We start from the raw sequence: 23,824 nt of genomic DNA on the forward strand, positions 1-23,824 counted from the left end.
CGAGCGGATTCTGAACCCAGGAAACCGAACGTAGTGAGGTTTCCGTTGGTTCAAACCCGGGAGGTGGCATCCCACTTTTTGTTCATCGGGTTTCCTCGCTCACTTCGCGCGCTGCGGGAACCACTCCACTCACGGCGGCAGTGCCGCCGTTCGTGCAAACCGAGGAAAAAAGATTCCTCGCGGCTCACAAAAACTTGGGAAAAGGCCGGACTCGCTCCGCTCGTCCGGTGAAACCGCGACTCGCGGCGCTCGGGGCGGCCTGGAATTCGACCCGGAAATGGGGTACAGAGACGGCGAGACGAACTACGCGAGAAGCCGCCGTCCCACGACCGTGTACCTCGGTTGCACGGCCACCCCCAGACTATTGCCAACAGGAACCAGGAGTACTGTGATGGCAAAAACCGCAATCGTCATCCTGGCAGGAACAGAGGGACATGACAATCTCGGACGCCTCGTCAACGGCCTGATAACGGCACGAGAGTCCGTCGAAACCGACGGCGACGGGGTAAAACTCATCTTCGACGGGGCCGGAACCCAGTGGATTCCCGAACTCGAAGATACCAAGAGCGATCACTACGACCTGTTCCAGACGGTCAAGGACCAGGCATCGGCCTGTGACTTCTGCTCGAGTGCGTTCGGCGTCGACGAAGCCGTCAATGAGTCGGAGATTCCTCGACTGGACGAATACGGCGGGCACCCCAGCCTCCGATCGCTCGTCGAGGAGGGCTACGAAGTACTCACGTTCTGACCGTCTCTGAGGGGGATTCACCACTCTAAAACGATTTCACGGTGGAATTTCTCCGTCGACGAGGACATCGAAATCGAACACCCCGCAGATTGCAGCGCCGAAGGGCTCGGCGGGCCCACACGTCCGGTGGCCATCCCTGTTTTTCCGGGCAAGATCGGGTGGTTTAGACAACCGGGCAGGCTACGTTCGATTTCCTCACTGAACCTGCCTTCACTCGGCGAACACGGCCTCGGGATCGGACACCCGACCCTCCAGTGTCCCGGTCCCGGTTATCGCTTCTCGAAGCCACGGTTCCGACCTCCCTGAGAACGATTCGACGATGTGAACGAACTCATCGAGCGTGACCGGCTCCTTTCGAGCGTTCATCTCCCTGAAGACGTCCACAAGACAGTGTTTCCCGCCGCTTCCCTCCCTGATCGCGGCATCGGCCGCGTAGAGAAGTCTGGCTCCCCGATAGTAGTTCGCGTTCGACCGGTCCCACGTGGATTCGTCCGCAAGTGCAGTCCCGGCGGAGTCATCTCGGGCCATAATCCAGGCCCGTACGTCTTCCGGCTCGACCTCGTGGTATTGCTCCTCCAGCATGCGGGCGGCGAGGTAGGTCGCACTCGCCTCGCGAAACCATTCCATCTCGGGTGCGGTCTCGAAGCGCTGCTGGCTATGGAGGTACTCGTGGATCCAGACGCTCGTTGCATCGCCATCCCAGAAGGCATGCTGGGTGATGTAGGACCGCGTCCCATAGGTCACGCCGTCATAGGGGAGCGCATCGGGGGCGATGAGAATCGTGGCCGGTTCGGCCCGATCCTGATGCAACTGATATGGCGAGACGAGTAGCGAGAGAAAGTGGGCTTTCCGAGCCGGGTCGACGTCCATCGCCGCCGGAGCCCCAACCGTCACCGGCGCCGTTCGAACCACTTCCGTAGCGGTGGAAAGGTTGCCGACCAAAACCCACGGGCCGACAGCTTCAACACCGGCTGAATGGTTTCCGGCCGCCATTACCAGCGAGGATGGTAGACTCGATTTCGACAAATATGCCCAGTCACCCGCCGCGTCGACGTGTATTGGGTCGACACCCGTGACAGCATACTGATGGGTTCCTGGTGGTGCTGACCCGGTGTCGGACCCGCCAATTCGATACGTGAGTGTGACCGTCGTCGCGGTCTCGTTGGCCGGATCTGCGTCGATCGATTCGATCTGTACCCAGTGCTCGCTGTTCGGGTCTGGACTCGGTGCAAGGGCCATTACGGGGCCGAACCCCACCACAATCGCGGCGAGAAGAAGAATCAGGGCCACAATGCAAATCCCAAGCCCAACACTCGTGCCTGTTATCACGTCCGTCTGGGAATTGGTAGATTGTCGGTCCATCGTCCTTCGTGTGAGTCGTCCGTTTGAGTTGACGCTACGGCGAGAGGAACCCTAAAGGTTCGAGTTTGCCTATGCAAATACCGAGATCGCTCATTACCAGGGGTTTGCGTGCCGGAGAACCAGACCCGATCCACACTGGTGATTTGATTTCGAAATGGCGAGCTGTGCCGCTCTCATGAGTCCCAGCTCACACCGAGCCGTCGGAATGAATGATCTGCGGTTTCCGTTGGTGCTTTTTCAGACGCCGGGCACGCCGAACGCGTTGACATCCTCCCCGCGCTGAAGCGGCATGACGAGACGCGTAGCGTCTCGTTGCACCCGAAAACGCTTCGCGTTTTCGAGGACGAGGATTCCAGCGTGGGGCGTCTGGACCGTCCCGAGTTCCCCGCCGGTAACTTCCTCCCCGGAGGGAGTACCGGGTTCGTGAGCGCCACGTCTGGGCGGTAGGCGCGTGGCGACGCCAGTCCGTTCGGACTCCCCCGCTTGTGGCTCCACACCCGCCCGGTCGCCCAACCGCAACAGGGGCGGTCGTCCGAACGCAGTGAGGTTTCCGTTGGTTTAAATCCGGGAGGTGGCATTCCACTTTTCCTCGTCGGGTACGCCGGAGGCGAACCCCTCCTCGCAAAAACGTGGGGAAAAGGCTGGACTCACTTCGTTCGTCCGGGGAAATTGCGACTCACCGCCCGTGTCAGAATATGCTGGAAACTGGAGCGTGCCGTTCAAAAAATCAGACAGAGCGACGCTAATTCTGACTGGCAGACGAGATAGTTGAACTGGCTCCTGAAAACGGTTTGTGGGGATATTGTAGAACGGAACGGCGATTGAGCGATGGGGGAGTGCACAGATGAGTTCACGAACAGGGCGGGCCGTTCCATTTCCTCTAATATTGGATGAAGTGTGCAATACTTGTAGTAAACAACAACTATTTCTATTTTTCATAAATTTTAATTTTAAAATTACCGTAATTCTTAAAACACTGTGCAGATAAATCTGCATATGGTGATTGAGAAACGATGACCCTTGCTGAAGAGTTGCGCGGCGCAAGTCTCATTATCGGGAGTATCATCGGCGCCGGCGTCCTAGGTATCCCATATGCGGCCGCCGCTCTCGGGCTCATTCCCTCGCTGATCCTCTCGCTAGTCGTCGGGGTTGTGCTTTACAGCACGTCGATCATCCTGCTGCGGTTCTCAGCCAAGAATGACGGCAGTCAAATCGCCACCTTGGCCACGGACATCCTCGGCCGACCAGGGGGCTATTTCATGATGGGTGGGATGATGATCTACATTTACGGCGCGCTCCTAGCGTACACCTCTGCTGGCGGGCAAACCCTCGCTGCGCTTACACCACTCGCTGAGGTGCCCGCGGCCATCGTCTTCTGGATCGCAGCCTCGTTCTTCATCTATCAGGGTCTGGAAGCTTCGCTCAAGACCGAGTTCGTCCTGGTCGTGGGAATCGTCCTTCTCTTCCTCCTCGTGGCAATCACAAGCCTGCCCCACGCCGACTTCTCGAACGCGACCTATGTTGATCTGGGTCCGTGGCAGGCTTTCATTGGGGTTGCCCTCTTTGCGTTCGTCGGACACGCGATGGTCCCCGACGTTTACAAGGCGCTTGGCGATTACGAGAAGGCAAAGCGGAGTATCCGCCTCGCGTTCGGCTTGATCTTTGTCCTTTACGCCATCCTGACCATCTCGTTCGTCCTCGTATTCGGTCGTGAGGTGCCCCAGATCGCCCCGAAGGCCTTCGAACAACTCTACGGGACGGCCGGGTTGATCATCGGGAACCTTCTCCCACTCATTACCGTCACCACCAGTTTCATCGGCTTCGGCCTCGCTCAGAAGAACAACTACGTCGACTACAATGGCCTCGACTCAACTGTCGCTTGGGGTCTGACGGTGATACCGCCGCTGGGGCTTTACCTGTTCGGCATCCGCGATTTCGTCGGGACTCTCGAGGTCGCAGGGAACGTCGGCGCGGTAATCCTCACCCTTGTCGTTCCGATCGCGATGTACCTGGTCTGGCGAAAAAACGCGGAACGAACGTCGGTCGGCGAATCGCGGAAATCCTTCGGCGAGGGACCAAGCCCGTCAGCGGGGATTTTTCTCAGTGCTCGGAACCTCGATTCGGGTGACAATTAATCCACCCAACAGCTGGGATGAGGTCATGTCCGTATCAGAAATATTGCCGGTGTGCGGTTTCATGTCTCATTGAGGGGGCGCCGTCCCCGATATGTGATTCAGGTCGCCAGGTCGGAACCCTCGACAAGCCCTGGTGATTTTTGATGTGTCATGTCGGATTCATCACCCTCCCCAGACTGCGTCTGACGGGCAACCAGAACGCAATTCATTCTGGTAAGCCTAAAGCGCGAGGCATCCTCCAGTCCGTTCTGTAATATAGCACATTTCAAAATTTAGTAAATGACCTTCCCTTTTGATCGTCATTCCTATCTTCCTTCAGATCGCTCCGCAATATATGCCTTCAAAACCGTTCGATGGCACCGTTTGTCAGCCGTGTTCTCGTAACACACGAGCACGACGTCCTGGCCGTCGGCTCGCAGTGCATTGATGTTTCGAATCGCCGCCTGGGCGTCCTCGGAATTCGTCACATAGTCCAGGTACCGGTCCCGATAATCCAGTTCCGCCAGCGCTCTGTTGTGCGCTTTTGCGTCCGAGAGCCCGGTTTCATGTAACGCCTCGTGTCGCTGCTTGACTGCGTCGAGCAGCTCCGGGGGCGGCCCAAGTTCGGGTCGGTTCTCCTCGACCTGCCCCAGCAGCCAGGGTAACGGTCGGCGAACCACCCCAATCAATCGTTCGTCCCCCTTCAGCTCGATTAAATCGTGCTGCAAGGCCGCAGCATAGGTGTCCCGAAGCGCACCCAATTCAGTCATGCCACACACACATATCGAGTTCGACGGGCTTAGTTGTGGACCCAAAGCGTGGGAAAAGGAGTCACTTCGTCATCGTCAACAGCATCTTGAACCGTTCCTCGCCCCAGAGCGCGTGTGGCACTTCCGATGGAAACACCAGTCCGTCACCGTCTCCCACCTCGTACTCCGTCGAATCGATCGAAACGTGTGCGGTTCCATCCAACACGTGGAGAATCGCGTCGTGCTGTGCCGTATGTTCGCTGATCGACTGGCCGGCGTCCACAGCGAACATCGTCACCGTCACATCCTCCCGGTCGACGATGGTTCGACTGACAATTGCCCCGTCCTGATACGACAGGAGGGCCGCGACCTCGAACACCGCACCGGCCAACTCCTCGAGCTGATCCTCGTTCGGGTTCATGGTGATCTCGATGACCGTTCGTCCCCCGTTCGGAAAAGCTGGGCCCCGAACCCGTTCGCAACCCCGGTTACAAGTCGATGGGGACCGACTGAGCGGTATGCCTCCCACCACGCTTTCAGAGCTCCTGGAACGGAATCGGCAACACACCGACCGTCTCGACGAGGACCATTTCGCCGCGGTGCAAGCGGGCCAGGAACCGGCCGTCGTCTCGATGGCCTGCTCGGACTCGCGTGTCTCACAGGAGGGCATGTGGGATGTCGAGGAACCCGGGTGGTTGTTCTCGCCAAGCACCATCGGAAACCAGGTCTGGGATCGCCACGAAGGGGAGCGGGTCGTCGACGGGAGCATGCTTTACCCGCTCTTTCAGACAGGAACAGAAATCGCAACAGTCGTGGGCCACACCGGCTGCGGGGCGATTACCGCTGCGCTCGACGAAGTCCGGGGCACAGAACCGGACCTCCCGGCTGGCGTCGAGAAGTGGGTCACCGAACTGAAACCCGTCGTCGAAGCCGGGCTGGCCGACGACCGGGTCGATTCGGATCGGGATGTGGGGCTCGTTGATCAACTCGTCGAGTTCAACGTCGATCGCCAGGTCGAATTTCTCCTGGAGAGCGAGGGCGTTCCAGCAGGCGTCTCAGTGTACGGGTTCGTCTACGACTTCCAGAGCGTGTACGGCGGCCCCAACGGGCGAACCTACCTCGTCAATGCCGATGGGGAAACCGATCCGATGGAACTCCGAGACCGTGTTCCGGATCGATTCGACGAGCACGTCAGTCGCGTTGTGTAACGGGTGGCCGGGACCGACGTTCACCTACGGTGTATAGGTGCCTTCGAGGACCGAATCCTCGATGAGATGGCCCCGAAGTACAGATTCGAGGTCGTCTTTTGTCGCCCCGGGATCGAGATCGAGTGTGGTATCGAGGGCAACCAATCGGAAGCGGTAGGTGTGCTCCCGGTCAGGTGGATTCGGCCCGCCATAGCCGGTTTCACCGTAATCGGTTCGGCCTTCCATCGCATCGACCGCGTCCCAGTCCTCGGGAATCCCCTCGCTGTCGGGATCGATGTTCCAGACGATCCAATGGTCCCAGATTTTGCCCGCTGGTTCCATGGCATCCGGGTCGTCCATCACGAGCGCAAGTGATTCGGCCTCGTCAGGAACCCCGGTAATTTCCAATGGCGGATTGACGTTTGCTTCGGTATAGCCGTATCGTTCCGGTATCCGAGCCCCGTCCTCGAAGGCCGGGCTCTGTAATTGCAGTGTCATCGGATCACAGTGGATAGTACTACCGGGATCGCCAAAAATCTGGGAGCTATCCCGTTCAAATACCGGACCTGTCGATTCTCGGAACGTGGGCAGTTCCCGCAATCGGATGGAAACTATTTGTGTCTCACCCGGGAAGGAAAAATAGATGAGACGGACACACCAGATGCGAGACCGGTTGTGGGACAGTCACTAATGGCCACGCCAGTCACACCGGGAGTGAACCTGTTGATGATTACGGCGGTGATTATCACCCTCGGGGTCGCCGCCCAGGTTTTGGCAGACCGGTTCCAGGTCCCGAGCGTCCTGTTCCTCATCCTCACAGGGGTCGCCGTCGGGCCGGAAGGGCTCGGACTCGTCACACAGGATGTGTTCGGTGGGGCACTGTCGACGATTGTCGGGCTGAGCGTGGCCATCATCGTCTTTGAAGGGGCCTTCCATCTGGATCTCGAGCAAATTCACGAAGCCAGATCGGCCGCAGTGTATCTGGTCACCATCGGCGCCCTGATTTCCTTTGCCGGGACCACCGTTGCCGCCCATTACCTCCTCGGGGCCAGTTGGGGAATTGCAGGACTCATCGGGGCCTTGTTGATTGCGACTGGGCCCACAGTCGTCACGCCGATCCTCAACGTCGTTCCGGTTCGAGACCACGTCGCCGCTGCGCTGGAAACGGAAGGAATCGTCAACGACGTCACGGCTGCAATCCTCGCCGTCGTCGTTTTCAAACTGCTCGCCTCGACGGAAGTCGCGCCAAGCACCTACCTCATCGAGTTCGTCGAGCGATTGAGTGTCGGTGTGTTCGTCGGACTGGCCGTGGCAGTCGGGCTCTGGTTCCTACTCACGCAGGTCGAACTGCCCGCCGGCTGGACGCCACAACACGCCCGCCTCATGACCCTCGCCGGGGCGATTCTGGCGTTCAGTCTGGCCGATACGATCGCAACCGAGTCGGGGGTCGCAGCGGTAGCAGTTGCCGGCTTGCTCCTGGGCAACGTCGATCTGGCCTTCGAGGAAACGGTCGCGGAGTTTAAAGGGGATATCACGCTTCTCGTGCTTTCCTTTGTGTTTATCGCGTTGGCGACCCTGATCGAGTTCGAATCGCTACTCTCCCTCGGCCTTGGTGGCCTGGCACTCGTGTTCGTCGTTGCCGTTATCTTGCGGCCGTTCCTCGTATTCATTTCGACACTCGGAGACCAGTTTACCGTCCGAGAGCAATTGTTCATGGGATTTGTCGGCCCCCGTGGGATCATTCCAGCGAGTGTCGCAACGTTGTTCGCGATCCAACTCCAGACCCCAACACCCCCCTCGAACCCGGAGGGAGCAAGCTTGCTCGCCGGAACGGTATTTCTCGTAATTTTACTCACAGTCGTTTTTGAGGGTGGCTTCGCGAGACAGATAGCGGAACAACTCGATGTGATACCAATGCGCGTACTCATCATCGGCGGTGGACGAGTGGGCAAAGAACTCGCAGAACGACTCGAAGACCGGGGTGAAAACGTCGTCATCCTCGAACGAGACGACGCACTCGCCAAACAGCGTCGGTCAGAAGGGTTCACTGTTCGGACCAGTAACGGAACCGATGTCGAGGACCTCAGAGCGGCCGGGGCGGAATCGGCAAAAACGGTCCTCGCCGCGACCGGCGACGACGATACCAACCTCTTGGTTGCACAACTCGTCCGTGCCAAATTCCAGACCGAAGACGTGATCGCACGGGTGAACAAGCCCGAGAACCGTGACGCGTTCGAGGAACTCGGTGTCAAAGCGGTCTCGGCGTCTACGGCGACGGCCTGGGCCATCGACAATCTGGTCGAACGGCCGGCCCTCTCGAAGTGGATGACTGAACTCGGGCGGAGTGGAGACGTCCAGGAGATCGAAGTGACCGACGAGGAACTCGTGGGTCGGACTGTCGCCGAGATCAATCCGGATCTTCCGGATGGCTGTATCATCGCGTTGCTGACTCGGGATGAGGAAAACACGGTCCCGACCGGAGAGACGGCTCTCCAACTGGGAGATCACCTGACGATCATCGGCCCGAGAGACGGAGTCAAAGAAGCCATCGAGTGGATGCATCCCCCGGGAACAGACGGGGGCTGGGTGGAACCCAGGTAGCCCTGGGGTGCCCAGAGTCGGGATGAACCGTATCCCGGTTCGGAATGAACTATATACCATCCGTAGAAAGGTATTTACAAGGGCTCATGAACCAGGACTATCCAAAAGACGTCGAGATTCTCCACTGTGTCTTCACAGGAAAGAACCCCAGTCCGAAGGTCATCGTGGCAGAACTCGGCGGACCGGACCAATACGTTCGGAGGCGTCTCGATGCCCTTGTCGATCGCGGCCTCCTCAATCGTCGGAATGAAACGGGAGAAACGCTCCGATACGATGTCACGCCACCAGGCGAAGCCGCCCTCGAAGTCCGTGGGGTTGTCGAATCCAAACAGCGTCCCAGCGCCTAAGCACCCGAAATTCAACGATCGAACTGCTCGGTTTTCAATAATCGACGGGGGCCGCTGGAACCCCTTTCCACCAGTGAAGAGACACGAAGCCACATTACCCCGGCCATCGAAACCCATTTCGATGGAGACACGGCATCGCGTGCTCGTGGACGACGCGCGTGACCTTGCTGCGATCGAGGATAACGCCGTCGAACTCGTGGTAACGTCGCCCCCGTACCCGATGATCGAGATGTGGGATGACCTCTTCGAGTCCCTCAACCCAGCGATCGGTGAGGCACTCGCGTCAGGGGCAGGTAAAGCGGCGTTCGACGCGATGCACGAGGCCCTGCAGCCGGTCTGGGCGGAACTTAAACGAGTGCTCGTCGAGGGGGGTATTGCCTGCATCAACATCGGTGACGCGACGCGCACGCTTGGGGACAGTTTCCGCGTCTACCCGAATCACGCCAGGATCGTCGATGCGTTCGAACGGTTGGGATTCGAGCCCTTACCGGAGATCCTGTGGCGGAAGCCCAGTAATTCCGCGACAAAGTTCATGGGCTCTGGAACGCTTCCCCCGAACGCCTACGTCACTCTCGAACACGAGTACATCCTCGTTTTTCGAAACGGCTCACACCGGCGGGACTTCGAGCCGAAAGCAAAGCGCCGCTACGAGGCGGCGTACTTCTGGGAGGAACGCAATACGTGGTTTTCCGACGTCTGGACGGGCCTCGCCGGCGAACTCCAGGCCCTGGACGATGACGAACTTCGGGATCGGTCAGGGGCCTTCCCTTTCGAGGTCCCATATCGCCTGATCAATATGTACAGCGTCTATGGCGACACGGTTCTGGACCCGTTCTGGGGAACCGGCACGACCAGTCTCGCTGCGATGGTCGCCGCCCGAAACTCGATCGGCTACGAACTCGACGAGGAGTTTCTCGAGCGGTTCGATCAGCAGGCAAAAACGGCCCCCGCCTTCGCCAGTGACGTCCTCGAAACCCGCCTGGCGGATCACCGGTCCTTCGTGGAAAACGCCAGGGAAGGCGGCCGGGAATTCAAATACGAGGCTTCGCAGTACGATTTCCCGGTCACTACCAAACGAGCCCGAGAAATCCGACTCTACGACATCGATCGGATCGAGGAAACGGACTCCGGCTACCGGGTTGTTCACGATCCCATCAACTCGAAGTAAAAGGTGCGTGGAACACGGCAGAGACCGCCGATGGCTTTTTCGGGGGTTGAGAAGCGGGTAATCGGGCCAAAACCTAGATGTCACAGCCGTGACTGGCTCGATCACCGGGTGGCAAAATACTGCCAGCATCAGTTCCTTTAAGTTTCCGTCCTCGTGAAGTCCGAACACATGGCACGAGAAACATGGGGCACACGAATCGGATTCATCCTCGCTGCGGTGGGGAGTGCAGTCGGACTTGGGAACATTTGGCGGTTCCCCTTCCAGGTCGGTCAGGAGGGGGGCGCGGCGTTCATGGTCATGTACCTGGCCTTCGTCGTGCTCATCGGGTTTCCCGCAATGCTCGCGGAGTTCGTCGTGGGGCGCAAAACTGATCTGAACGCTGTCGGTGGCATCCGTGAATGGGCCGGGGGCGCGTGGACCTATTTAGGGGGGTTGTTCGTCCTCATCGGGTTCGTCATTCTTTCCTATTACAGCGTCGTGGGTGGCTGGGTCCTTCGCTACGTCGTCGGAAGTGTCACCGGTGGGTACACGGCGACCGAAAGCGCCGCCGCATACTTCGTTTCGATTGCATCGGGGACTGATGCCCTACTCTTCCACGCGATCTTCATGCTGATCGTGATCGGGATCGTGGCCCTGGGCGTCCAACAGGGCATCGAACTGGGGGTCAAGGTGATGGTCCCGGCCATCTTCGTGATCTTCGGCATACTCGCTGTGTACGCCTTCGGCCTGGCCGGTGCCGGCGAAGCCTATGCCTATTACCTCTCGCCGGATGTCGGATACATCCTCGAGAACTGGCAGAGTCTGGTTCCGGCGGCGGCCGGCCAAGGCTTTTTCACCCTCTCCCTGGGGATGGGTGTGATGATTACCTACGCGTCATATCTCAGTTCGGACGAGAACCTCGCACTTGACGGCGTGAGCATCGTCGTCTTGAACACCGGCGTGTCAATTCTCACCGGCCTGATCGTCTTCCCGATCCTGTTCTCTGCCGGCGTGGACCCGGCAACCTCCGGCGCTGGTGCCATCTTTATCAGCGTGGCTGAGGCGCTCATCGACCTGCCGTTCGGACAGATCGTGGGCCTGCTCTTCTTCCTGACGGTGGCCATCGCTGCGCTTTCCTCGGCGATCAGCCTGATCGAGGTTGTCGTCTCCTATGCGATCGACGAATACGGGATGGATCGAATGCGGGCAACCGGAATCATCGGGGTCGCGATCTTCCTACTCGGGGTCCCGGTGACGGTCAACACCATCTTCGTGGATCTGTACGACATCTTCGCGGCCCAGATCCTGCTGGTGCTGGGCGGCATTCTGCTCATGATCGCTATCACCTGGCTCCACGCGGACAAAGCCGTCGGCGAGTTGGAGAAAGGCATCGGCGATCTCGGCTCGATCGGCAGCCTCTGGATCTGGATTGTCCGGGTGCCGGTCGTACTGGTCCTGCTCGTCTCGCTGTACCTCGGTATCACCGGATACATCGACTTCCTGCAGGGGCCATTCGCCGAATACCTCGGTTCACTATAGACGATAACCGAACGTTTCTCGAGCGGATAATCAGTTACCGAAGAATAAATCGGGGCAACGTAATCCGGTCGTCCGACGCGCCAGGTCGGTCGAGAAAGCCCGGTTTGTCAAGTGCATCCGGGAGATCGAGCCGTGATCGAGGCACGTCTACCGCTTCGAAGGCTTCGGTGTCAGATTCCGTCTCGACGATGAGGTCCTCCCAGACGTCCCACTCTGGGTCCCCTGGTTCAAAGCCCGATCCGTTAGGAGAGCCAGTGGAGCCCCCACGCTCTCGAAGCGTCTCCCTCGCTCGGGTTTGCCCCTCGTCGAAAGCGATCTGGACGAGTCCCCGATGGTGTTCGCGCTGAAGCGCCTCGAGTTCCCCTTCGTGGGTCTGTCCCAGCGCCGCGTCTACTCCAAGCGCGAAGGCCCGAAACATCGCCGCTTCCTGGGTCAGCGAGTCCCACCCCGTCTCGAAATGACGGTCGTACATCTATCCGTAGGTGCTCTCGAGGTCCTGGTCGGGGTAGACCTGGACGCCCCGGTCAGTGAATTCGATCGGTCGCATGTCACTATTGATCGGTGTACCTCGCATTTTGATGGGTTGTACCGCTCGGGTCATCCCGCCACCATCCAGATAGTTGTGGAAGAAGACGACCCCGTGAGCGAGATAATGCTCTTCGGCATACGCGGTCGGATCGGTCATCTCCGAGACGAGAAGGATCGTCGTCTCGGTGCCTTTGAGCCGCGTAATGAAGTCAGTCAGGGCCTCCTCTGGATTGTCGACGAAGTGATCGAGCAACATCGTCGAATCGATGACCGCCCGATCCGCATCGAGTCCAGCAAGCATGGCCGGGAGTCGATTGCGAAGCCCACCTGCTGAGCCGTATTTCGTCAGGGACTGCCGGGCCGATTCCTCGGTGAGGTCGAGAAAGGTGGTATTCGAGGAGCGAATGGCTTTCTCGAACCCGAACTGGAAACCGGACATGTCCTGGACGAGTTCGGCTTTCGTCTCGTGCATCGTCACGTAGACACACTCCTCGCCCCGTCTGGCGCCTTCCGTGATGAACTGGGCGGAAAAGGTCGTCTTGCCACTTCCCGGTGGCCCGCTGACCACGTGCAACCGATCTGCCGGGAGCCCGCCGGAAAGCAGCTCGTCCATCCCCTGACAGCCAGTCGAATCCCTAGAGAGCGTGGACGGCATGGCCCTCTCTTTACGGTCTGGGCTTATGAATTGTGAGGGAATTTACAGGGAGCGACGCCCGACCACAGCAACCCCGATTCCGAGCGCGATTCCGAAGAGTGCAACGAGCGGCCCGAAGCCTGGGATCGGCGCGCCAGTCGTGTCACTCGTGGTTTCCGTTTCACCCGCCTCAGTCTCGGTTTCAGTCGGCGTGGTCGTTTCTGTTGGCGCCGTCGTCTCGGCAGTCACGGCAGTGATCTCGGTCACGTTCGAGGTGACAGTCCCGTCGTCGACCTGAATCTCATGGGTGCCAGCGGTTTCGATGGGGAGCCGGGCCCACCCGTCCCCATCCGTTTCAGTGACCGCGTCGCCGTTGTGGAGAACTGTCGCGTTGACGACGGGGTCATCGTATTCGTCGGTGACAGCGATAAACGCCGGTTGGCCGACGACCACCTGGGTCGTGTGGACTGTCACGTTCAGATCATTGGCGCGGTCGAGTTCGACTGCGAGTGAGATGGATTCTTCGCCCGTTTCGATCGACTGCTCGACGGTTTCGTATGCAGGGGCCTCGAATCGGACGGTCAGATCCGTGTTCACCGGGACGGAGAGTTGCTGCTGGCCGTTGGATTGGGTGTTGACCGAGCCCTCCCCGTCGACGGTTACGGTAATCCCCTCCAGTGCTCGTGGTGGATCGAAGTACGGGTCGGTGACGTTGACCTGCAGGGTCACGGAGCCGCGGTCGAGTTCGACCGCTCGGTCGACTGACTCGTCTCCTGGGACCTCGAAGGACGTTTCGACGCTGTAATAGCCGGCTTTTTCGACGGCAAGCGTGTACGTTCCGGCTTCGATTTCACCAGTGGCGATCGTTCCATCTGTCGTCCGCTCGGAGACGACCGACGTGCCGTCCTGAGAAAGAGTTACCAGGGCATCATCGACTGTCTCACCATCGTCCTGGACCGAGATAGTTGCGTCACTGATAGGGTGGACTGTCATCGTCACGTCCATCCCGCTTGCCTCTTCGATGACGAGCGGACTGTTCCGCATGTACTCATCGTGTTCGACGGTGAGTTCGACGGTTTCACCGTCGGGAACGTCGATGAACGCTTTCCCGTTCGAAAAAGTCGTGGCTGTTGTCGAGTTGTCGTCCCAGGTCGCGGTCAGTTCCGCGCCGGCTACCGAATCGCCCGCCTCAGTCTCGACCGTGACGGTGAGCGTGACGTCTGCGGCCGCAGCGGGGGCCGGCACCACGGCGAGGAGAAGCACGAGGACGAAACCAATCGCAAAGAGGCGTCGAGGGCGTTCCATATCGCATCTAAGGGTCCTCGGGGTTAATAAGACCCACTACGAGTGCCCGGGACGGGGCTTCGAAGGCCTTATACACGTTCTCTGTCTGTTTTTCAGTAGTAACCATGACCGACAAGCCGGCCTCCATGTACCGGGAGATCGACAAGCCGGCGTATACACGCCGCGACTACATCACCGGGATCCCGGGCTCGAAGATCGCACAGCACAATATGGGCGACCTGGACACCGAACAGGACGATTACACCGTCCAGCTCTCACTCATCCCCCAAGAAACATCCCAGATCCGCCACGGATCACTGGAATCGGCCCGCCTTTCGGCCAACCGTCATCTCATCAAGGAACTCGGGGAAAAGAACTACAAAATGGTCCTTCGGAAATTCCCCCACCAGGTTCTCCGCGAGAACAAACAGGCGACGGGGGCAGGTGCGGACCGTGTCTCCGACGGCATGCGCCAATCCTTCGGCGTCCCAGTGGGCACGGCCGCACGGGTCCACCATGGTGAGCAGTTATTGACCGCCTGGTGTACCGTCGAACAGGCTTCGGTCGTCAAAGAGGCCTTCCGCCGGGCGTACAACAAGATTACCCCGCCGTGCAAGATCGAGGTCGAGCGCGGCGAGGAACTGCTCGTTTCCTGATCCAGCCGACGGTTGCGGTTTCCGAGTGATATCGGCCCGGCCCGTTTTTTCGGTGCGGTTTTGCCAACCCCAGCAAAAGGTCCGGTATACCCCCACCAGGACTGGTATAGGGCCAAGACTGCCGCGCAAATTGGGGGCTCACTGGCCGCGCAAGCGACACCCGTCCTCGACATCCCCGTTCTGGGTGTCGCCGTTCTCGAGACCGAGTCTTGAACAATCATCCTTGAAACCTACGAGCTCCCCACAATCGACGCGAAAACGAAGTCCGGCGACGATGTCCACGACGTGTTTGCGACCACAATCCGGGAGACCGCCGACCGCTGGGTTACTCGATATCGATATCCGTCGTCGACTGGGACCGATCGAAGGTGATCTCCAGAACGCCGTTGTTGTACGTGCCACTGCCTGTTTCCGGGTCGACCGGTGCGGGGAGGGCCACCCGTTCGTCGTAGGTTCGCGAGTCGTTTCTCGCGGAGACGGTGACGTACTCGCCGTCACATTGGACGGAGATGTCATCACGTGACACGCCGGGCAGGTCGGCGATGACTCGAACGAGGTCGTCGTCCTCGTAGACGTCGACGTGAGTCGGACTGGTGGCTTGAACACCGGGTGCCTCACCTTCCTGCGGACCGGCCGTGCCAACCATATCATTCATCATCCGCTCTATCTCCCGAAAGATGTCGTCAAAGGGGTCATCACGGTCGTCTGGGGTCATACCAAAAAGTTGGCCACGACCGCGCAAAAGGCTTCGGACTGGGGATACCGGCGTTATTCGAGCCCGAGAGCCGAGTTCGTCCGGGCCATGCTCGTTTCGGCATCCTCGGTTTCGAGCACCGCGCGGATCGCATCGACGTTCTCGGGAACAACGTCAGATTCCTGGTGGATGGCCTGGAAGAGATATAGCTCCCGTCCCTCGACGGAGATCGACTCCGCCCAAATGGCGTTTTCCCACACGTCGCCCCTCGGTCGGCCCATGTCGAGTGCGAACTCCTTGATGTCACCAGCCCCGTCGACGTCGAGATCCGCAGCAATAAGCCAGAGCCGGGATTCGTCTGCGAGCAACTCTCGAACGGCTCCAGCGTCGGTTTCGTGTTCCAGCGTAACGTTGATCGAATGCATGTGCATCAACGTTGCTGGGACCTTGAGCGCCAGCGTGTCGATCGCGAGGTCGGGAAAGATCGTGTTGACGTCCGGGCCGTGATGGGACGGCAGCGTCTTCGGTTCTGGGAGGATATCGTTGATCGGCCCCCGACCGCTCTGTGCTGGGTCACCCCCGCGACGGACGAGGGTAGTCCGAACGCGGTCGATCCCGTATTCGTCTCGGAGCGGCGCGATGAGCCGGGAAAGGCCGGTGGTATTACACGAAACGACCCGGACGAAATCGGCATCGGCGGCCGCTTCGAAATTCGATCGGGCGTTGAAGCTCACGTCAACGAGGTCGTCCGATTCCCCACCCTGAAAGAGCGCTGGCGTATCGTGCTCGGCATACAGCGATTTGTTCTGCGCACCAATTCCCGACGGTGTCGCGTCGACCACGATGTCGCTTTCGGCGACAAGCTCCTCGACCATCCCAGCGGTCTCGATACCGGCCGCAGTAAATTGGTCCGCCCGCTCTTCGAGAGCCGCGTATAGGTCATACCCAGCCGTGACCGCAGCTTCCGCCTCGAAGTTCGGCCTGGTTTTTGCCACACCTTCGACGACCATATCGGGTTGTCGAGCCACGGCATCGGCGACCCGCTTGCCGATGGTCCCGTACCCGTTGATTCCCACCTGTAGCATGTCCCTGAGTCCCCTCGCAATCGGGAAAACCGTTTCGAGAGCCGAGAGAAACGGAGGTTTTTACTCTATCTGGAAGTATCTGCCAATACGATACACGTATGACAGAGAGCGGACACCGACCGGTCACCGACCAACTCGAAGAGGCACTGGAAGAAATTCACCATCCAGAAGCCCAGTATCATCTCCGACAGTGTCTGCAATTGCTCGAAGACGAGCGGGCCCTCGACGAGCAAAAAGGCTAACCGGCGAGTCGACGACGGTCGGGTATGGGGTTCCAACCAGGCGCCGAAACGGCGATCCACCAGTGTCTCGACGTGCAATCCGACGACCGGTGTCTGATCATCACCGATGAGGATCGGCTCCCGATCGGGGAGGCGCTGTATGACGTGGCTCGGTCTGTAACCGACGATGCGGTATTGCTGACCTATCCACCGGGCGACCAGCACGGCGAGGAGCCACCGGATCCAGTCGCAGGGGCATTGGCCGAGGCCGACGCGTTTCTCGCACCCACCTCGAAAAGTATTAGTCACACCAGGGCACGGAGCGAAGCCACCGATGCGGGCGTTCGAGGGGCGACACTCCCCGGGATCACCGAACGCGTCTTCGAGGAAGGTCTCGATGCGGATTACGAGTTGATCGAGGAAACTTCCGAAACGTTGCACGAGGCCGTCTTTGGGGCCGACGAAATCCGGGTCACGGCTCCCACAGGCACCGACATCACTATCGAACCCGGCGATCGTGACTGGCGACTCGACACCGGTTCGGTGCAGGACCCGGGGACCTTCTCGAATCTGCCTGCCGGTGAAGTGTTCATCAGCCCCCGCTCCGCAACCGGTCGGTTCATCGTCGATGGAACCATGCGGCCCTATGGTCGACTCGACGAAGGCCATACGCTGGCCTTCGAGGTCGAGGACGGGGTCGTGACGGACATCGAAGACGACGAGATTCGAGGGACGGTCGAGGGCGCGGCCGAAGCAGTCGGCGACGATGCGTACAACCTCGCCGAACTCGGCATCGGGACGAACGTCGCAGTGACCGAGTTGGTCGGATCAGTCCTCCTCGACGAGAAGGCGGCCGGGACCGTTCACCTGGCCATCGGCGACGATGCAGGGATCGGCGGTGACACGGATGCGCCGATCCATCTCGACGGCGTGATTCGAGATCCGACAGTAGTTGTCGACGGGACTGAGATCGAACTGCCCGCCCCCAACGCGGCGAATACTTAGGCCCAGCCCCGCTACGATTGGTATGAGCGAACATCCGGACCGGATCGCAGTCCACTGCCCCTCGTGTACGCCGGCGGAGGAAACGGTCCACGAGGTCCTGTCTGCGGGCGGCGGTCAGCTGACGGTCCGCTGTACCGAGTGCGATCACGTCCACAAAGCCCAACCCGACGAAGAGAGCGACGTGGAACGACCGGTCATCGTCTCCCAGGACGGGGACTCCTTTTCCACGACTGTCTCGGTCCCTCCGTCGGAACGAGTCCGTGTCGGGGAGGAGTTCATCGTCGAAACCGAAGAAGCGATCATGCAGGTCCGAATTACGGACCTGGAAACCGACACGGAAACTCGTGCCGCAACGGCCGACGCAGAGGAGGTCGAGACCTTCTGGACCCGTGCCGTCGACAACGTGAGCGTAGACGTCACGTTGCATCCCCGCCAAGGCGACCCGGACGATACCCGAAGTCTCACCGCCCACCTGCCCGGTGACTACAAGTTCACCATCGGCGAAACTGTGTCATTGGGTGAGGATGAGTTCGAAGTCACGAACATCCACGTCCGCGAGACGGCTATCAGCCGCTATCCGTTCGAAAAGCTCGGTGACGACGGGGATACCGTGGTCGCCAAAGACGTCAAGCGAGTCTACGGATACGAGGAAGGAACGTCCCGCGCCTGGTCCGCCTGGTAAGCATGACAGCACCGGAGTTCGAATCGAAGCGGCGAAAACTGGCCGATAAGCTTCAGCGCCGGTACGATCTTGCAGCCGACGTTACCCAGGCCATGGCGACCGTCCCCCGAGAGGCCTTCCTCCCTGAGAACCAACGGTCCTCGGCGTATGTCGACCGCCCACTGCCGATCGACGATGGCCAGACTATCAGCGCCCCGCACATGGTTGCGATGATGGCCGATGCGATGGATCTCGGACCTGATGAGAGAGTTCTGGAAATCGGCACCGGATGTGGCTATCACGCGGCCGTCACCGCTGAACTCGTCGGCCAAAACAACGTCTACACCGTCGAGTATTCGGATGCTCTTGCTACAGCCGCACGGGAGCGACTCGCTACCCTGGGATACGACGACATCTCGGTCCGGCACGGAAACGGCTATCACGGCTGGCCGGCCCACGCACCGTACGACACGGCCTACCTGACCTGTGGAGCGAATGCCTTCCCGGACGCCGTCATCGAGCAGGTCAGAGTCGGCGGCCTGTTGCTCGGTCCGATCGGGCGAGGTGCCCAACGGCTTATCAGAGCCACAAAGCGCGAGGATGGGGGCCTCGAGGAAAGAGATCTCGGCGGCGTTCGGTTCGTCAGGATGCGCGGCGCCCCCTGAACCCCCTCGGCTTTTCTTGCTCCACCCGTAGAGCAGAGTATGGAGTTCGCGGCGGTGCGAGCGGACATGGTCGACAGCCTCGAACACGACACCAAAAGTGTCATCTCGGCAGCACCGGTCGGGGACGCGATGCGACAGGTGCCCAGGCACGATTTCGTCGATGCCGATCACCGCGCGTACATGGACCAGTCGTTCACCCACCGGGGCTCGACCGTCTTGGCCCCAAGCATCGCTGGCCGACTTGTCCAAGCCCTCGCCCCCGAGCCTGGCGATTCGGTGCTCATCGTCGGTTCGGGGGTTGGTTACACGGTCGCCGTGCTCGCCGAAATTGTCGGAGCGAAGCACGTCCAGGCCGTCGACATCAGTCGGGACCTGGTGCTGGATGCGCGGCGCAACCTCCGCACCGCCGGCTACGAGGCAGTGCTGGTGGACTGCCGGGACGGCGCCGAGGGGTTCCCGGAATATGCCCCGTTCGATCGCATCCTTCTCGAGGCCGCGGTCAGTGAAATCCCACGCGCCCTGCGCGATCAGCTGGCTGAGGGCGGGCGACTCGTTGCCCCGCGGGGCCAGGCAGACCAGCGGCTCGTCGCTTTCGAGAAAGGCAGCGAGGTTGCCGATTTCGGGCCAGTCGGGTTCAAGCCGCTCCTCGTCGACGGCGAGCAGCCCGGCTCGATCACCCGGAACCGCACGGATCGCGAGGACCGCACGCACGCCGCCCGAGCGGCCGAGCGGGGACGCGGGTGGGAGCACGATTGGATCGAGTGGGACGGACCCTGATCAAGCCCCTGAGGCGACGACGGTAATGTGACTGTTCTCCCGGCGATCCATGTAGTTCGACCCAGATGGAGGTTCAATATCGATTGTCACCGTCCCTTTCGCTTGATTCGGGCCGAGGGACGGGTCGATCGTGACACTAGCAGTCCCGTCCGTATCGGTCGTCGCAACCGCCATCGAGTCGAGGGTTGCGGTCCCGCTCTCGACGACGATCGTCGCGTCGGCGACTGGACCATCGTCGCTTCCGATCGCAGTGAGCTCGATCGTCTGCTCCTCGGGGCCGACCACGTGTGGCTCCGGTTTCACGTCCAGTTCGGCTACGGCAAAAGACTCGACGCCGGAGATCATGTTCAACATCACCGAGAGAGCCGCTACGCCGACGACGAACGCGATGATCAGTCGCACTGGTAATCCTTCGATGCCCCGTTCGTCCGCCGCAAGTCGTTCGAGCCATGACATGGGCAGGGCTGGCCCGACGATTCGCCTTAAACCTCGGGGCGGAGGTTTATGAGCGAACGCAGACTGAATGCGGGGCATGTCTCACGTCCTCGGTCGCCAGGCGACACCTGGCCCGACGGCTGCGCTCGGTTCGTTTCTCGCTCGGGACGGGAGCGCGGGTGCAGCTGTCGCCCTCGATCTCGACCGACCCCACGTCTCGCTTTTGGCCGGCAAACGAGGCTCGGGGAAATCCTACACACTCGGTGTAATCGCCGAAGGCATCTCGGCTGCGACGGGGGTAACAGGCATCGTCATCGATCCAATGGGCGTTTTCAACGGCCTCGCGGATGGAGCGGCAGCCACAGTCGTGGATCACCCAACCGTCGCCGCAGACACACTCGAACCCCGGGACTGGTGTGCCCTCCTGGATCTCGAGCCGACGAGTGCGGTCGGCGGGTTGCTCTGGCGGATCGCCGAGCAAGCCAGCACCCTCGACGAAATGACCGAGTTGGCCGTCGACGCGGACGCGCCCGCGGGTGTCGTCCGAGCGGTCAAAAATCATCTGCGCTTGGCCGAGCAGTGGGACGTCTTCGATCCGGCGGGCGTGGACGCAACGCGGCTGCTCGACCCCGCAGTAACGGTCCTCGATGCCACCCAACTCAACGATAAAGCATTGGGAGTCGTGACGGCAGCGGTCGCCCGGACGCTCTATGAGACGGCTGTCGCGGACTCGATTCCCCGCTTCCCGTGGCTCATGATCGACGAGGCCCAGGCCGTCATCGACGGCATCGCTGGCCGGCCGTTGCGAACGATCCTGACTCGAGGGCGCCACCCAGGTGTAAGCCTCGTGCTGGCCACCCAACGACCAGCGGCACTTCCGCCCGTCGCTATCTCCCAGTCGGATCTGTTACTTTCCCATCGGCTCACGGCGACGAGTGACATCGAGGCCCTGTCGGCGGCGCGGCCCACGTATATCGACGCGTCGATTCGGGACCGGCTTCCCGATGGAGTCGGAGAGGCAGTGGTTATCGATGATACGACCGAATCGGCCGTGACAGTGCAGGTTCGTGAGCGCCGAACGCCGCATGGTGGGGATTCGCCGCGGGTTAGTGAAAATAATTAAGTCGGAGAATTCAGGATGTCATAGAGTAGTTAAATAATTAATTTTATGTTTAATTGCTTCATAGAGAAATTCTAAACTCATAAGCGCACTAAGTAACCATATTGTTAGTCAAATAGATGGGAGCCACATATAATTAGATAGTTTATACTATTTCAGCGCTTTCCGAAAGGTTTTGTCTGGGGAATTTTTCTCGTGAATTGGAAGTATAAATGAACATGATAACTACTAACAAAATTCAGGTTTCTGAAAAACGTTTTTCTAAATCATGAATTACAATAAGAGCGGTATCGCCAGAAAAGTATTTATTTTAATGGTGGTGGTTATGTTGGTCTTCCCAGGCCAAGTAATTGCTGCGGAAAGTTCCGGAGACCTAAGAGAGGCTGCCTCCATATCGGATAGTTTATCCACAGAAAGCGAAGGCCATCTTAATATTTCTTTGCGAAGTGATGATTCACTGATCGAGAGTCCCAAACATGATGAAAAATCCTTCCAATTGGCACATTCAAATTACCGATACATCAATCATACGGACGGCATTGATAAACAAGAAAATGGCTATCAATCCGGAGATGTAATAGTGAAGCTTGTTGAAATAATAGAGCCATCCGATTCGTTTAACGACTCGAATCATTACACATTCCAACAAAATCATGTCTTCGTGAAGGATTTGTCCGAAAACAATCAATTAAGTAATTACGAATATGGAGATGATATTTATGATGTAGGTTTAGTCAATGAATCTGCCTCTATTGAAAGAACGAGTGGTAATTATAGAACTGTCAAGGAGAGTCTCAGGTATATCAACAGTACTGATTCAGAGGTGTACTCTGGAAAGTTGCCTATTATCCAAAGCTCAGATTCAATCTTGGATGGGGATGACCAAATAAAGAAAGAAGGGAGCGGAGATGTCACAGTCAATCTCAGTACCAGTGACTACCAAATTTGGGAAGATCCAGATTATGGGACAGATTATACAAAAAACGAGGAGGGGGGTTATGGAGAACCGATTTACAACAGCGGTGGAGATGGAAATGTCAATGCTGGGGTTGATAAAAGAATAACAAAAGCCCAGGTATTCACTGGCGATGATCAAAATCAATCGACTATAGATTTTGACCTGAATGAGAATACATTAGTGAGTGTAGGGGACCCTGATCTTGGTTCAAACTTGAATGACCTGCCCACCAACACGACAATGAATATGATTGATCCTGACGGCGATGAAAACTCAGCTGTCGACGCTTTTGGAGAAGAGGACATCTTTTTTATAGATGTCCAAGGGGACTCCACATTTGATTCGAATCGCGATATCGCGTTAAATAAAGATGTCGAAAATGGTAGAATATATGATAAAACAGGGATTAATGGAACCTGGAAAAACGGGCGCACTAAATTCATGAATGGTTTGGTTATCTTCGATAAAAATAACAATAATGAAGGTGATGACTTGCTAATAAGGGATGGGAAGATTTCAGTCGGAGAGGCTGATATGTATAGTGACAATAAGGGGAAGATTCGTTTTTTCAATACCAACTCTGAAACCACAGAGTACAGGAAAGCTGAAGATGGATTATTTGTGGACATAAAAAAGAATGGAGTCAGTGGTAACCCGTCTTTTGATCTCCGTATTTCAAATTATAACATTACATATCCAGAAAACACTACGGTCAAAGACCAAGATTTAGATGCAGAATTGGATGTTCGTGATTTCGAGAGTAACGAGTTTTTTGTTGATATGAATATGAATGACGAACTGGAAGGTGGAGAATCCCTTTTGAAATCTAAGGATGAAAGTCTGGGGCCGGAGGATGACGTAATTGTAGACGGCGGTGCAAATTCTCTGTCCTCTATGTCTATGGAGTCAGACAGTTTTATTTTGTTAAAGACTGCAGGAAACTTTCAAAAAGATGTACCCATTGTTAGGGTGGAATCAAATTATCCAGGAGTTAGTAAGCAGTATACTACCAATAATCTATCATACGCAGAAGACATGTTCTTGCATGGCTTTTCAAATGGTACAGAATACATAACGGTTTACAACTCAAATTCATCAACGTTCACAGATAATTCAGGTATTTCTATTATTGAAAAAGTGAATTTGTCTGAACCCTCAAATATTGCTAAGGATACAAAAGTGCCAATTGAGTTGTTTTCGAAAGCACTAGGCCATATTTCACAAAACTCAACCATCCAATCAACCTCCGGAATTTACCGCGAAAAAGACACCCAATCAGTCGGCTCGGATACCTTCGGAGATCGGCT

The 23,824-nt window shown here is 58.2% G+C and carries 26 protein-coding genes; 15 read left to right on the forward strand and 11 right to left on the reverse strand.

Translation table 11 applies throughout. The features are described 5' to 3' along the window. The first annotated feature begins 391 nt into the window (after positions 1-391). Positions 392-748: a hypothetical protein gene (locus tag V5A26_RS09040; protein WP_332322345.1), complete on the forward strand. Its 357-nt coding sequence runs from the start codon at positions 392-394 to the stop codon at positions 746-748. A gap of 210 nt (positions 749-958) precedes the next feature. Here V5A26_RS09040 and V5A26_RS09045 read toward each other — a convergent pair whose 3' ends face one another. Both V5A26_RS09045 and V5A26_RS09050 read right to left on the reverse strand, forming a co-directional pair. After that, positions 959-2,110 carry a hypothetical protein gene (locus V5A26_RS09045; RefSeq protein ID WP_332321739.1) on the reverse strand — a complete coding sequence of 384 codons (1,152 nt, stop codon included), beginning with the start codon at positions 2,108-2,110 and terminating at the stop codon, positions 959-961. Positions 2,111-2,347: 237 nt separating this feature from the next. Continuing rightward, positions 2,348-2,605: a hypothetical protein gene (locus V5A26_RS09050; protein ID WP_332321740.1), complete on the reverse strand. Its 258-nt coding sequence runs from the start codon at positions 2,603-2,605 to the stop codon at positions 2,348-2,350. Positions 2,606-3,123: 518 nt separating this feature from the next. On the opposite strand from V5A26_RS09050, the gene V5A26_RS09055 reads away from it, so the two are divergent. Then, a complete protein-coding gene (locus V5A26_RS09055; protein WP_332321741.1) occupies positions 3,124-4,245 on the forward strand; it encodes an aromatic amino acid transport family protein in 1,122 nt (373 codons plus the stop codon). A gap of 305 nt (positions 4,246-4,550) precedes the next feature. On the opposite strand, the gene V5A26_RS09060 is transcribed toward V5A26_RS09055, so the two are convergent. Further along, a complete protein-coding gene (locus tag V5A26_RS09060; protein WP_332321742.1) occupies positions 4,551-4,994 on the reverse strand; it encodes a DUF488 family protein, N3 subclade in 444 nt (147 codons plus the stop codon). 61 nt (positions 4,995-5,055) lie between these two features. Continuing rightward, complete coding sequence (locus V5A26_RS09065) at positions 5,056-5,394, reverse strand: cupin domain-containing protein (RefSeq protein WP_332321743.1); 339 nt, start codon at positions 5,392-5,394, stop codon at positions 5,056-5,058. Between the two features lie 97 nt (positions 5,395-5,491). Here V5A26_RS09065 and V5A26_RS09070 point away from each other — a divergent pair, with 97 nt between their 5' ends. After that, a complete protein-coding gene (locus tag V5A26_RS09070; protein ID WP_332321744.1) occupies positions 5,492-6,181 on the forward strand; it encodes a carbonic anhydrase in 690 nt (229 codons plus the stop codon). A gap of 24 nt (positions 6,182-6,205) precedes the next feature. On the opposite strand, the gene V5A26_RS09075 is transcribed toward V5A26_RS09070, so the two are convergent. Continuing rightward, positions 6,206-6,658 (reverse strand): YbhB/YbcL family Raf kinase inhibitor-like protein, encoded by a 453-nt coding sequence (locus V5A26_RS09075; protein ID WP_332321745.1) that lies wholly within the window; start codon positions 6,656-6,658, stop codon positions 6,206-6,208. A 192-nt stretch (positions 6,659-6,850) separates the two neighbouring features. Here V5A26_RS09075 and V5A26_RS09080 point away from each other — a divergent pair, with 192 nt between their 5' ends. The 4 genes from V5A26_RS09080 to V5A26_RS09095 all read left to right on the forward strand — a co-directional run bounded on the left by V5A26_RS09080 (position 6,851) and on the right by V5A26_RS09095 (position 11,794). After that, entirely contained in the window at positions 6,851-8,761 is a 1,911-nt protein-coding gene (locus tag V5A26_RS09080) for a cation:proton antiporter domain-containing protein (protein WP_332321746.1), read from the forward strand. 86 nt (positions 8,762-8,847) lie between these two features. Continuing rightward, entirely contained in the window at positions 8,848-9,108 is a 261-nt protein-coding gene (locus tag V5A26_RS09085) for a hypothetical protein (protein ID WP_332321747.1), read from the forward strand. A 121-nt stretch (positions 9,109-9,229) separates the two neighbouring features. After that, positions 9,230-10,276 (forward strand): DNA-methyltransferase, encoded by a 1,047-nt coding sequence (locus V5A26_RS09090; protein ID WP_332321748.1) that lies wholly within the window; start codon positions 9,230-9,232, stop codon positions 10,274-10,276. Between the two features lie 168 nt (positions 10,277-10,444). Beyond that, a complete protein-coding gene (locus V5A26_RS09095; RefSeq protein ID WP_332321749.1) occupies positions 10,445-11,794 on the forward strand; it encodes a sodium-dependent transporter in 1,350 nt (449 codons plus the stop codon). A 34-nt stretch (positions 11,795-11,828) separates the two neighbouring features. On the opposite strand, the gene V5A26_RS09100 is transcribed toward V5A26_RS09095, so the two are convergent. From V5A26_RS09100 to V5A26_RS09110, 3 genes are read right to left on the reverse strand one after another with little or no spacing between them, the layout of a single operon-like run. Beyond that, positions 11,829-12,266 carry a hypothetical protein gene (locus tag V5A26_RS09100; protein WP_332321750.1) on the reverse strand — a complete coding sequence of 146 codons (438 nt, stop codon included), beginning with the start codon at positions 12,264-12,266 and terminating at the stop codon, positions 11,829-11,831. Continuing rightward, positions 12,267-12,977 carry an RAD55 family ATPase gene (locus tag V5A26_RS09105; RefSeq protein ID WP_332321751.1) on the reverse strand — a complete coding sequence of 237 codons (711 nt, stop codon included), beginning with the start codon at positions 12,975-12,977 and terminating at the stop codon, positions 12,267-12,269. 42 nt (positions 12,978-13,019) lie between these two features. Continuing rightward, positions 13,020-14,261, reverse strand: coding sequence for a PGF-CTERM sorting domain-containing protein (locus V5A26_RS09110; protein ID WP_332321752.1), 1,242 nt, complete (start codon positions 14,259-14,261; stop codon positions 13,020-13,022). Between the two features lie 104 nt (positions 14,262-14,365). On the opposite strand from V5A26_RS09110, the gene V5A26_RS09115 reads away from it, so the two are divergent. Then, positions 14,366-14,896 carry a 50S ribosomal protein L16 gene (locus V5A26_RS09115; RefSeq protein ID WP_332321753.1) on the forward strand — a complete coding sequence of 177 codons (531 nt, stop codon included), beginning with the start codon at positions 14,366-14,368 and terminating at the stop codon, positions 14,894-14,896. Between the two features lie 325 nt (positions 14,897-15,221). Here the strand turns inward: V5A26_RS09115 and V5A26_RS09120 are convergent, their stop codons facing one another. Together V5A26_RS09120 and V5A26_RS09125 are read right to left on the reverse strand one after the other, a co-directional pair. Beyond that, positions 15,222-15,611: an Hsp20/alpha crystallin family protein gene (locus V5A26_RS09120; RefSeq protein WP_332321754.1), complete on the reverse strand. Its 390-nt coding sequence runs from the start codon at positions 15,609-15,611 to the stop codon at positions 15,222-15,224. 53 nt (positions 15,612-15,664) lie between these two features. Continuing rightward, complete coding sequence (locus V5A26_RS09125; protein WP_332321755.1) at positions 15,665-16,675, reverse strand: type II glyceraldehyde-3-phosphate dehydrogenase; 1,011 nt, start codon at positions 16,673-16,675, stop codon at positions 15,665-15,667. 98 nt (positions 16,676-16,773) lie between these two features. Between V5A26_RS09125 and V5A26_RS09130 the strand changes: the two genes are divergently transcribed. The 5 genes from V5A26_RS09130 to V5A26_RS09150 are packed head-to-tail and all read left to right on the forward strand — an operon-like array spanning position 16,774 to position 20,004. Then, complete coding sequence (locus V5A26_RS09130) at positions 16,774-16,917, forward strand: hypothetical protein (protein ID WP_332321756.1); 144 nt, start codon at positions 16,774-16,776, stop codon at positions 16,915-16,917. A 24-nt stretch (positions 16,918-16,941) separates the two neighbouring features. Continuing rightward, positions 16,942-17,901 carry an aminopeptidase gene (locus V5A26_RS09135; protein WP_332321757.1) on the forward strand — a complete coding sequence of 320 codons (960 nt, stop codon included), beginning with the start codon at positions 16,942-16,944 and terminating at the stop codon, positions 17,899-17,901. Between the two features lie 22 nt (positions 17,902-17,923). Beyond that, positions 17,924-18,583 (forward strand): HVO_0476 family zinc finger protein, encoded by a 660-nt coding sequence (locus V5A26_RS09140; protein ID WP_332321758.1) that lies wholly within the window; start codon positions 17,924-17,926, stop codon positions 18,581-18,583. 2 nt (positions 18,584-18,585) lie between these two features. Next, positions 18,586-19,227, forward strand: a complete 642-nt coding sequence (locus tag V5A26_RS09145) for a protein-L-isoaspartate(D-aspartate) O-methyltransferase (protein WP_332321759.1) — start codon at positions 18,586-18,588, stop codon at positions 19,225-19,227. A 39-nt stretch (positions 19,228-19,266) separates the two neighbouring features. Then, on the forward strand, positions 19,267-20,004 hold the full coding sequence (locus tag V5A26_RS09150) for a protein-L-isoaspartate O-methyltransferase family protein (protein WP_332321760.1): 738 nt from the start codon (positions 19,267-19,269) through the stop codon (positions 20,002-20,004). Here V5A26_RS09150 and V5A26_RS09155 read toward each other — a convergent pair whose 3' ends face one another. Then, positions 20,005-20,460 carry a DUF7382 domain-containing protein gene (locus V5A26_RS09155; RefSeq protein ID WP_332321761.1) on the reverse strand — a complete coding sequence of 152 codons (456 nt, stop codon included), beginning with the start codon at positions 20,458-20,460 and terminating at the stop codon, positions 20,005-20,007. A gap of 76 nt (positions 20,461-20,536) precedes the next feature. Between V5A26_RS09155 and V5A26_RS09160 the strand changes: the two genes are divergently transcribed. Continuing rightward, a complete protein-coding gene (locus tag V5A26_RS09160) occupies positions 20,537-21,562 on the forward strand; it encodes an ATP-binding protein (RefSeq protein ID WP_332322346.1) in 1,026 nt (341 codons plus the stop codon). Positions 21,563-21,827: 265 nt separating this feature from the next. After that, positions 21,828-23,824 (forward strand): hypothetical protein (locus V5A26_RS09165; RefSeq protein WP_332322347.1); only part of this gene is annotated, 1,997 nt, incomplete at its 3' end.

Source organism: Halodesulfurarchaeum sp. (assembly GCF_036626455.1).
Classification (GTDB): domain Archaea; phylum Halobacteriota; class Halobacteria; order Halobacteriales; family Halobacteriaceae; genus Halodesulfurarchaeum.

Bases quoted from the DNA above. Each gene is read 5' to 3' on its own strand.
- V5A26_RS09080 (WP_332321746.1), top strand. From the start codon at position 6,851: ATGGCCACGCCAGTCACACCGGGAGTGAACCTGTTGATGATTACGGCG.
- V5A26_RS09130 (WP_332321756.1), top strand. From the start codon at position 16,774: ATGACAGAGAGCGGACACCGACCGGTCACCGACCAACTCGAAGAGGCA.
- V5A26_RS09070 (WP_332321744.1), top strand. From the start codon at position 5,492: ATGCCTCCCACCACGCTTTCAGAGCTCCTGGAACGGAATCGGCAACAC.
- V5A26_RS09045 (WP_332321739.1), bottom strand. From the start codon at position 2,110: ATGGACCGACAATCTACCAATTCCCAGACGGACGTGATAACAGGCACG.
- V5A26_RS09085 (WP_332321747.1), top strand. From the start codon at position 8,848: ATGAACCAGGACTATCCAAAAGACGTCGAGATTCTCCACTGTGTCTTC.
- V5A26_RS09155 (WP_332321761.1), bottom strand. From the start codon at position 20,460: ATGTCATGGCTCGAACGACTTGCGGCGGACGAACGGGGCATCGAAGGA.
- V5A26_RS09140 (WP_332321758.1), top strand. From the start codon at position 17,924: ATGAGCGAACATCCGGACCGGATCGCAGTCCACTGCCCCTCGTGTACG.
- V5A26_RS09060 (WP_332321742.1), bottom strand. From the start codon at position 4,994: ATGACTGAATTGGGTGCGCTTCGGGACACCTATGCTGCGGCCTTGCAG.
- V5A26_RS09125 (WP_332321755.1), bottom strand. From the start codon at position 16,675: ATGCTACAGGTGGGAATCAACGGGTACGGGACCATCGGCAAGCGGGTC.
- V5A26_RS09115 (WP_332321753.1), top strand. From the start codon at position 14,366: ATGACCGACAAGCCGGCCTCCATGTACCGGGAGATCGACAAGCCGGCG.
- V5A26_RS09040 (WP_332322345.1), top strand. From the start codon at position 392: ATGGCAAAAACCGCAATCGTCATCCTGGCAGGAACAGAGGGACATGAC.
- V5A26_RS09075 (WP_332321745.1), bottom strand. From the start codon at position 6,658: ATGACACTGCAATTACAGAGCCCGGCCTTCGAGGACGGGGCTCGGATA.
- V5A26_RS09055 (WP_332321741.1), top strand. From the start codon at position 3,124: ATGACCCTTGCTGAAGAGTTGCGCGGCGCAAGTCTCATTATCGGGAGT.
- V5A26_RS09135 (WP_332321757.1), top strand. From the start codon at position 16,942: ATGGGGTTCCAACCAGGCGCCGAAACGGCGATCCACCAGTGTCTCGAC.
- V5A26_RS09110 (WP_332321752.1), bottom strand. From the start codon at position 14,261: ATGGAACGCCCTCGACGCCTCTTTGCGATTGGTTTCGTCCTCGTGCTT.
- V5A26_RS09120 (WP_332321754.1), bottom strand. From the start codon at position 15,611: ATGACCCCAGACGACCGTGATGACCCCTTTGACGACATCTTTCGGGAG.
- V5A26_RS09160 (WP_332322346.1), top strand. From the start codon at position 20,537: ATGTCTCACGTCCTCGGTCGCCAGGCGACACCTGGCCCGACGGCTGCG.
- V5A26_RS09105 (WP_332321751.1), bottom strand. From the start codon at position 12,977: ATGCCGTCCACGCTCTCTAGGGATTCGACTGGCTGTCAGGGGATGGAC.
- V5A26_RS09145 (WP_332321759.1), top strand. From the start codon at position 18,586: ATGACAGCACCGGAGTTCGAATCGAAGCGGCGAAAACTGGCCGATAAG.
- V5A26_RS09065 (WP_332321743.1), bottom strand. From the start codon at position 5,394: ATGAACCCGAACGAGGATCAGCTCGAGGAGTTGGCCGGTGCGGTGTTC.
- V5A26_RS09150 (WP_332321760.1), top strand. From the start codon at position 19,267: ATGGAGTTCGCGGCGGTGCGAGCGGACATGGTCGACAGCCTCGAACAC.
- V5A26_RS09090 (WP_332321748.1), top strand. From the start codon at position 9,230: ATGGAGACACGGCATCGCGTGCTCGTGGACGACGCGCGTGACCTTGCT.
- V5A26_RS09100 (WP_332321750.1), bottom strand. From the start codon at position 12,266: ATGTACGACCGTCATTTCGAGACGGGGTGGGACTCGCTGACCCAGGAA.
- V5A26_RS09095 (WP_332321749.1), top strand. From the start codon at position 10,445: ATGGCACGAGAAACATGGGGCACACGAATCGGATTCATCCTCGCTGCG.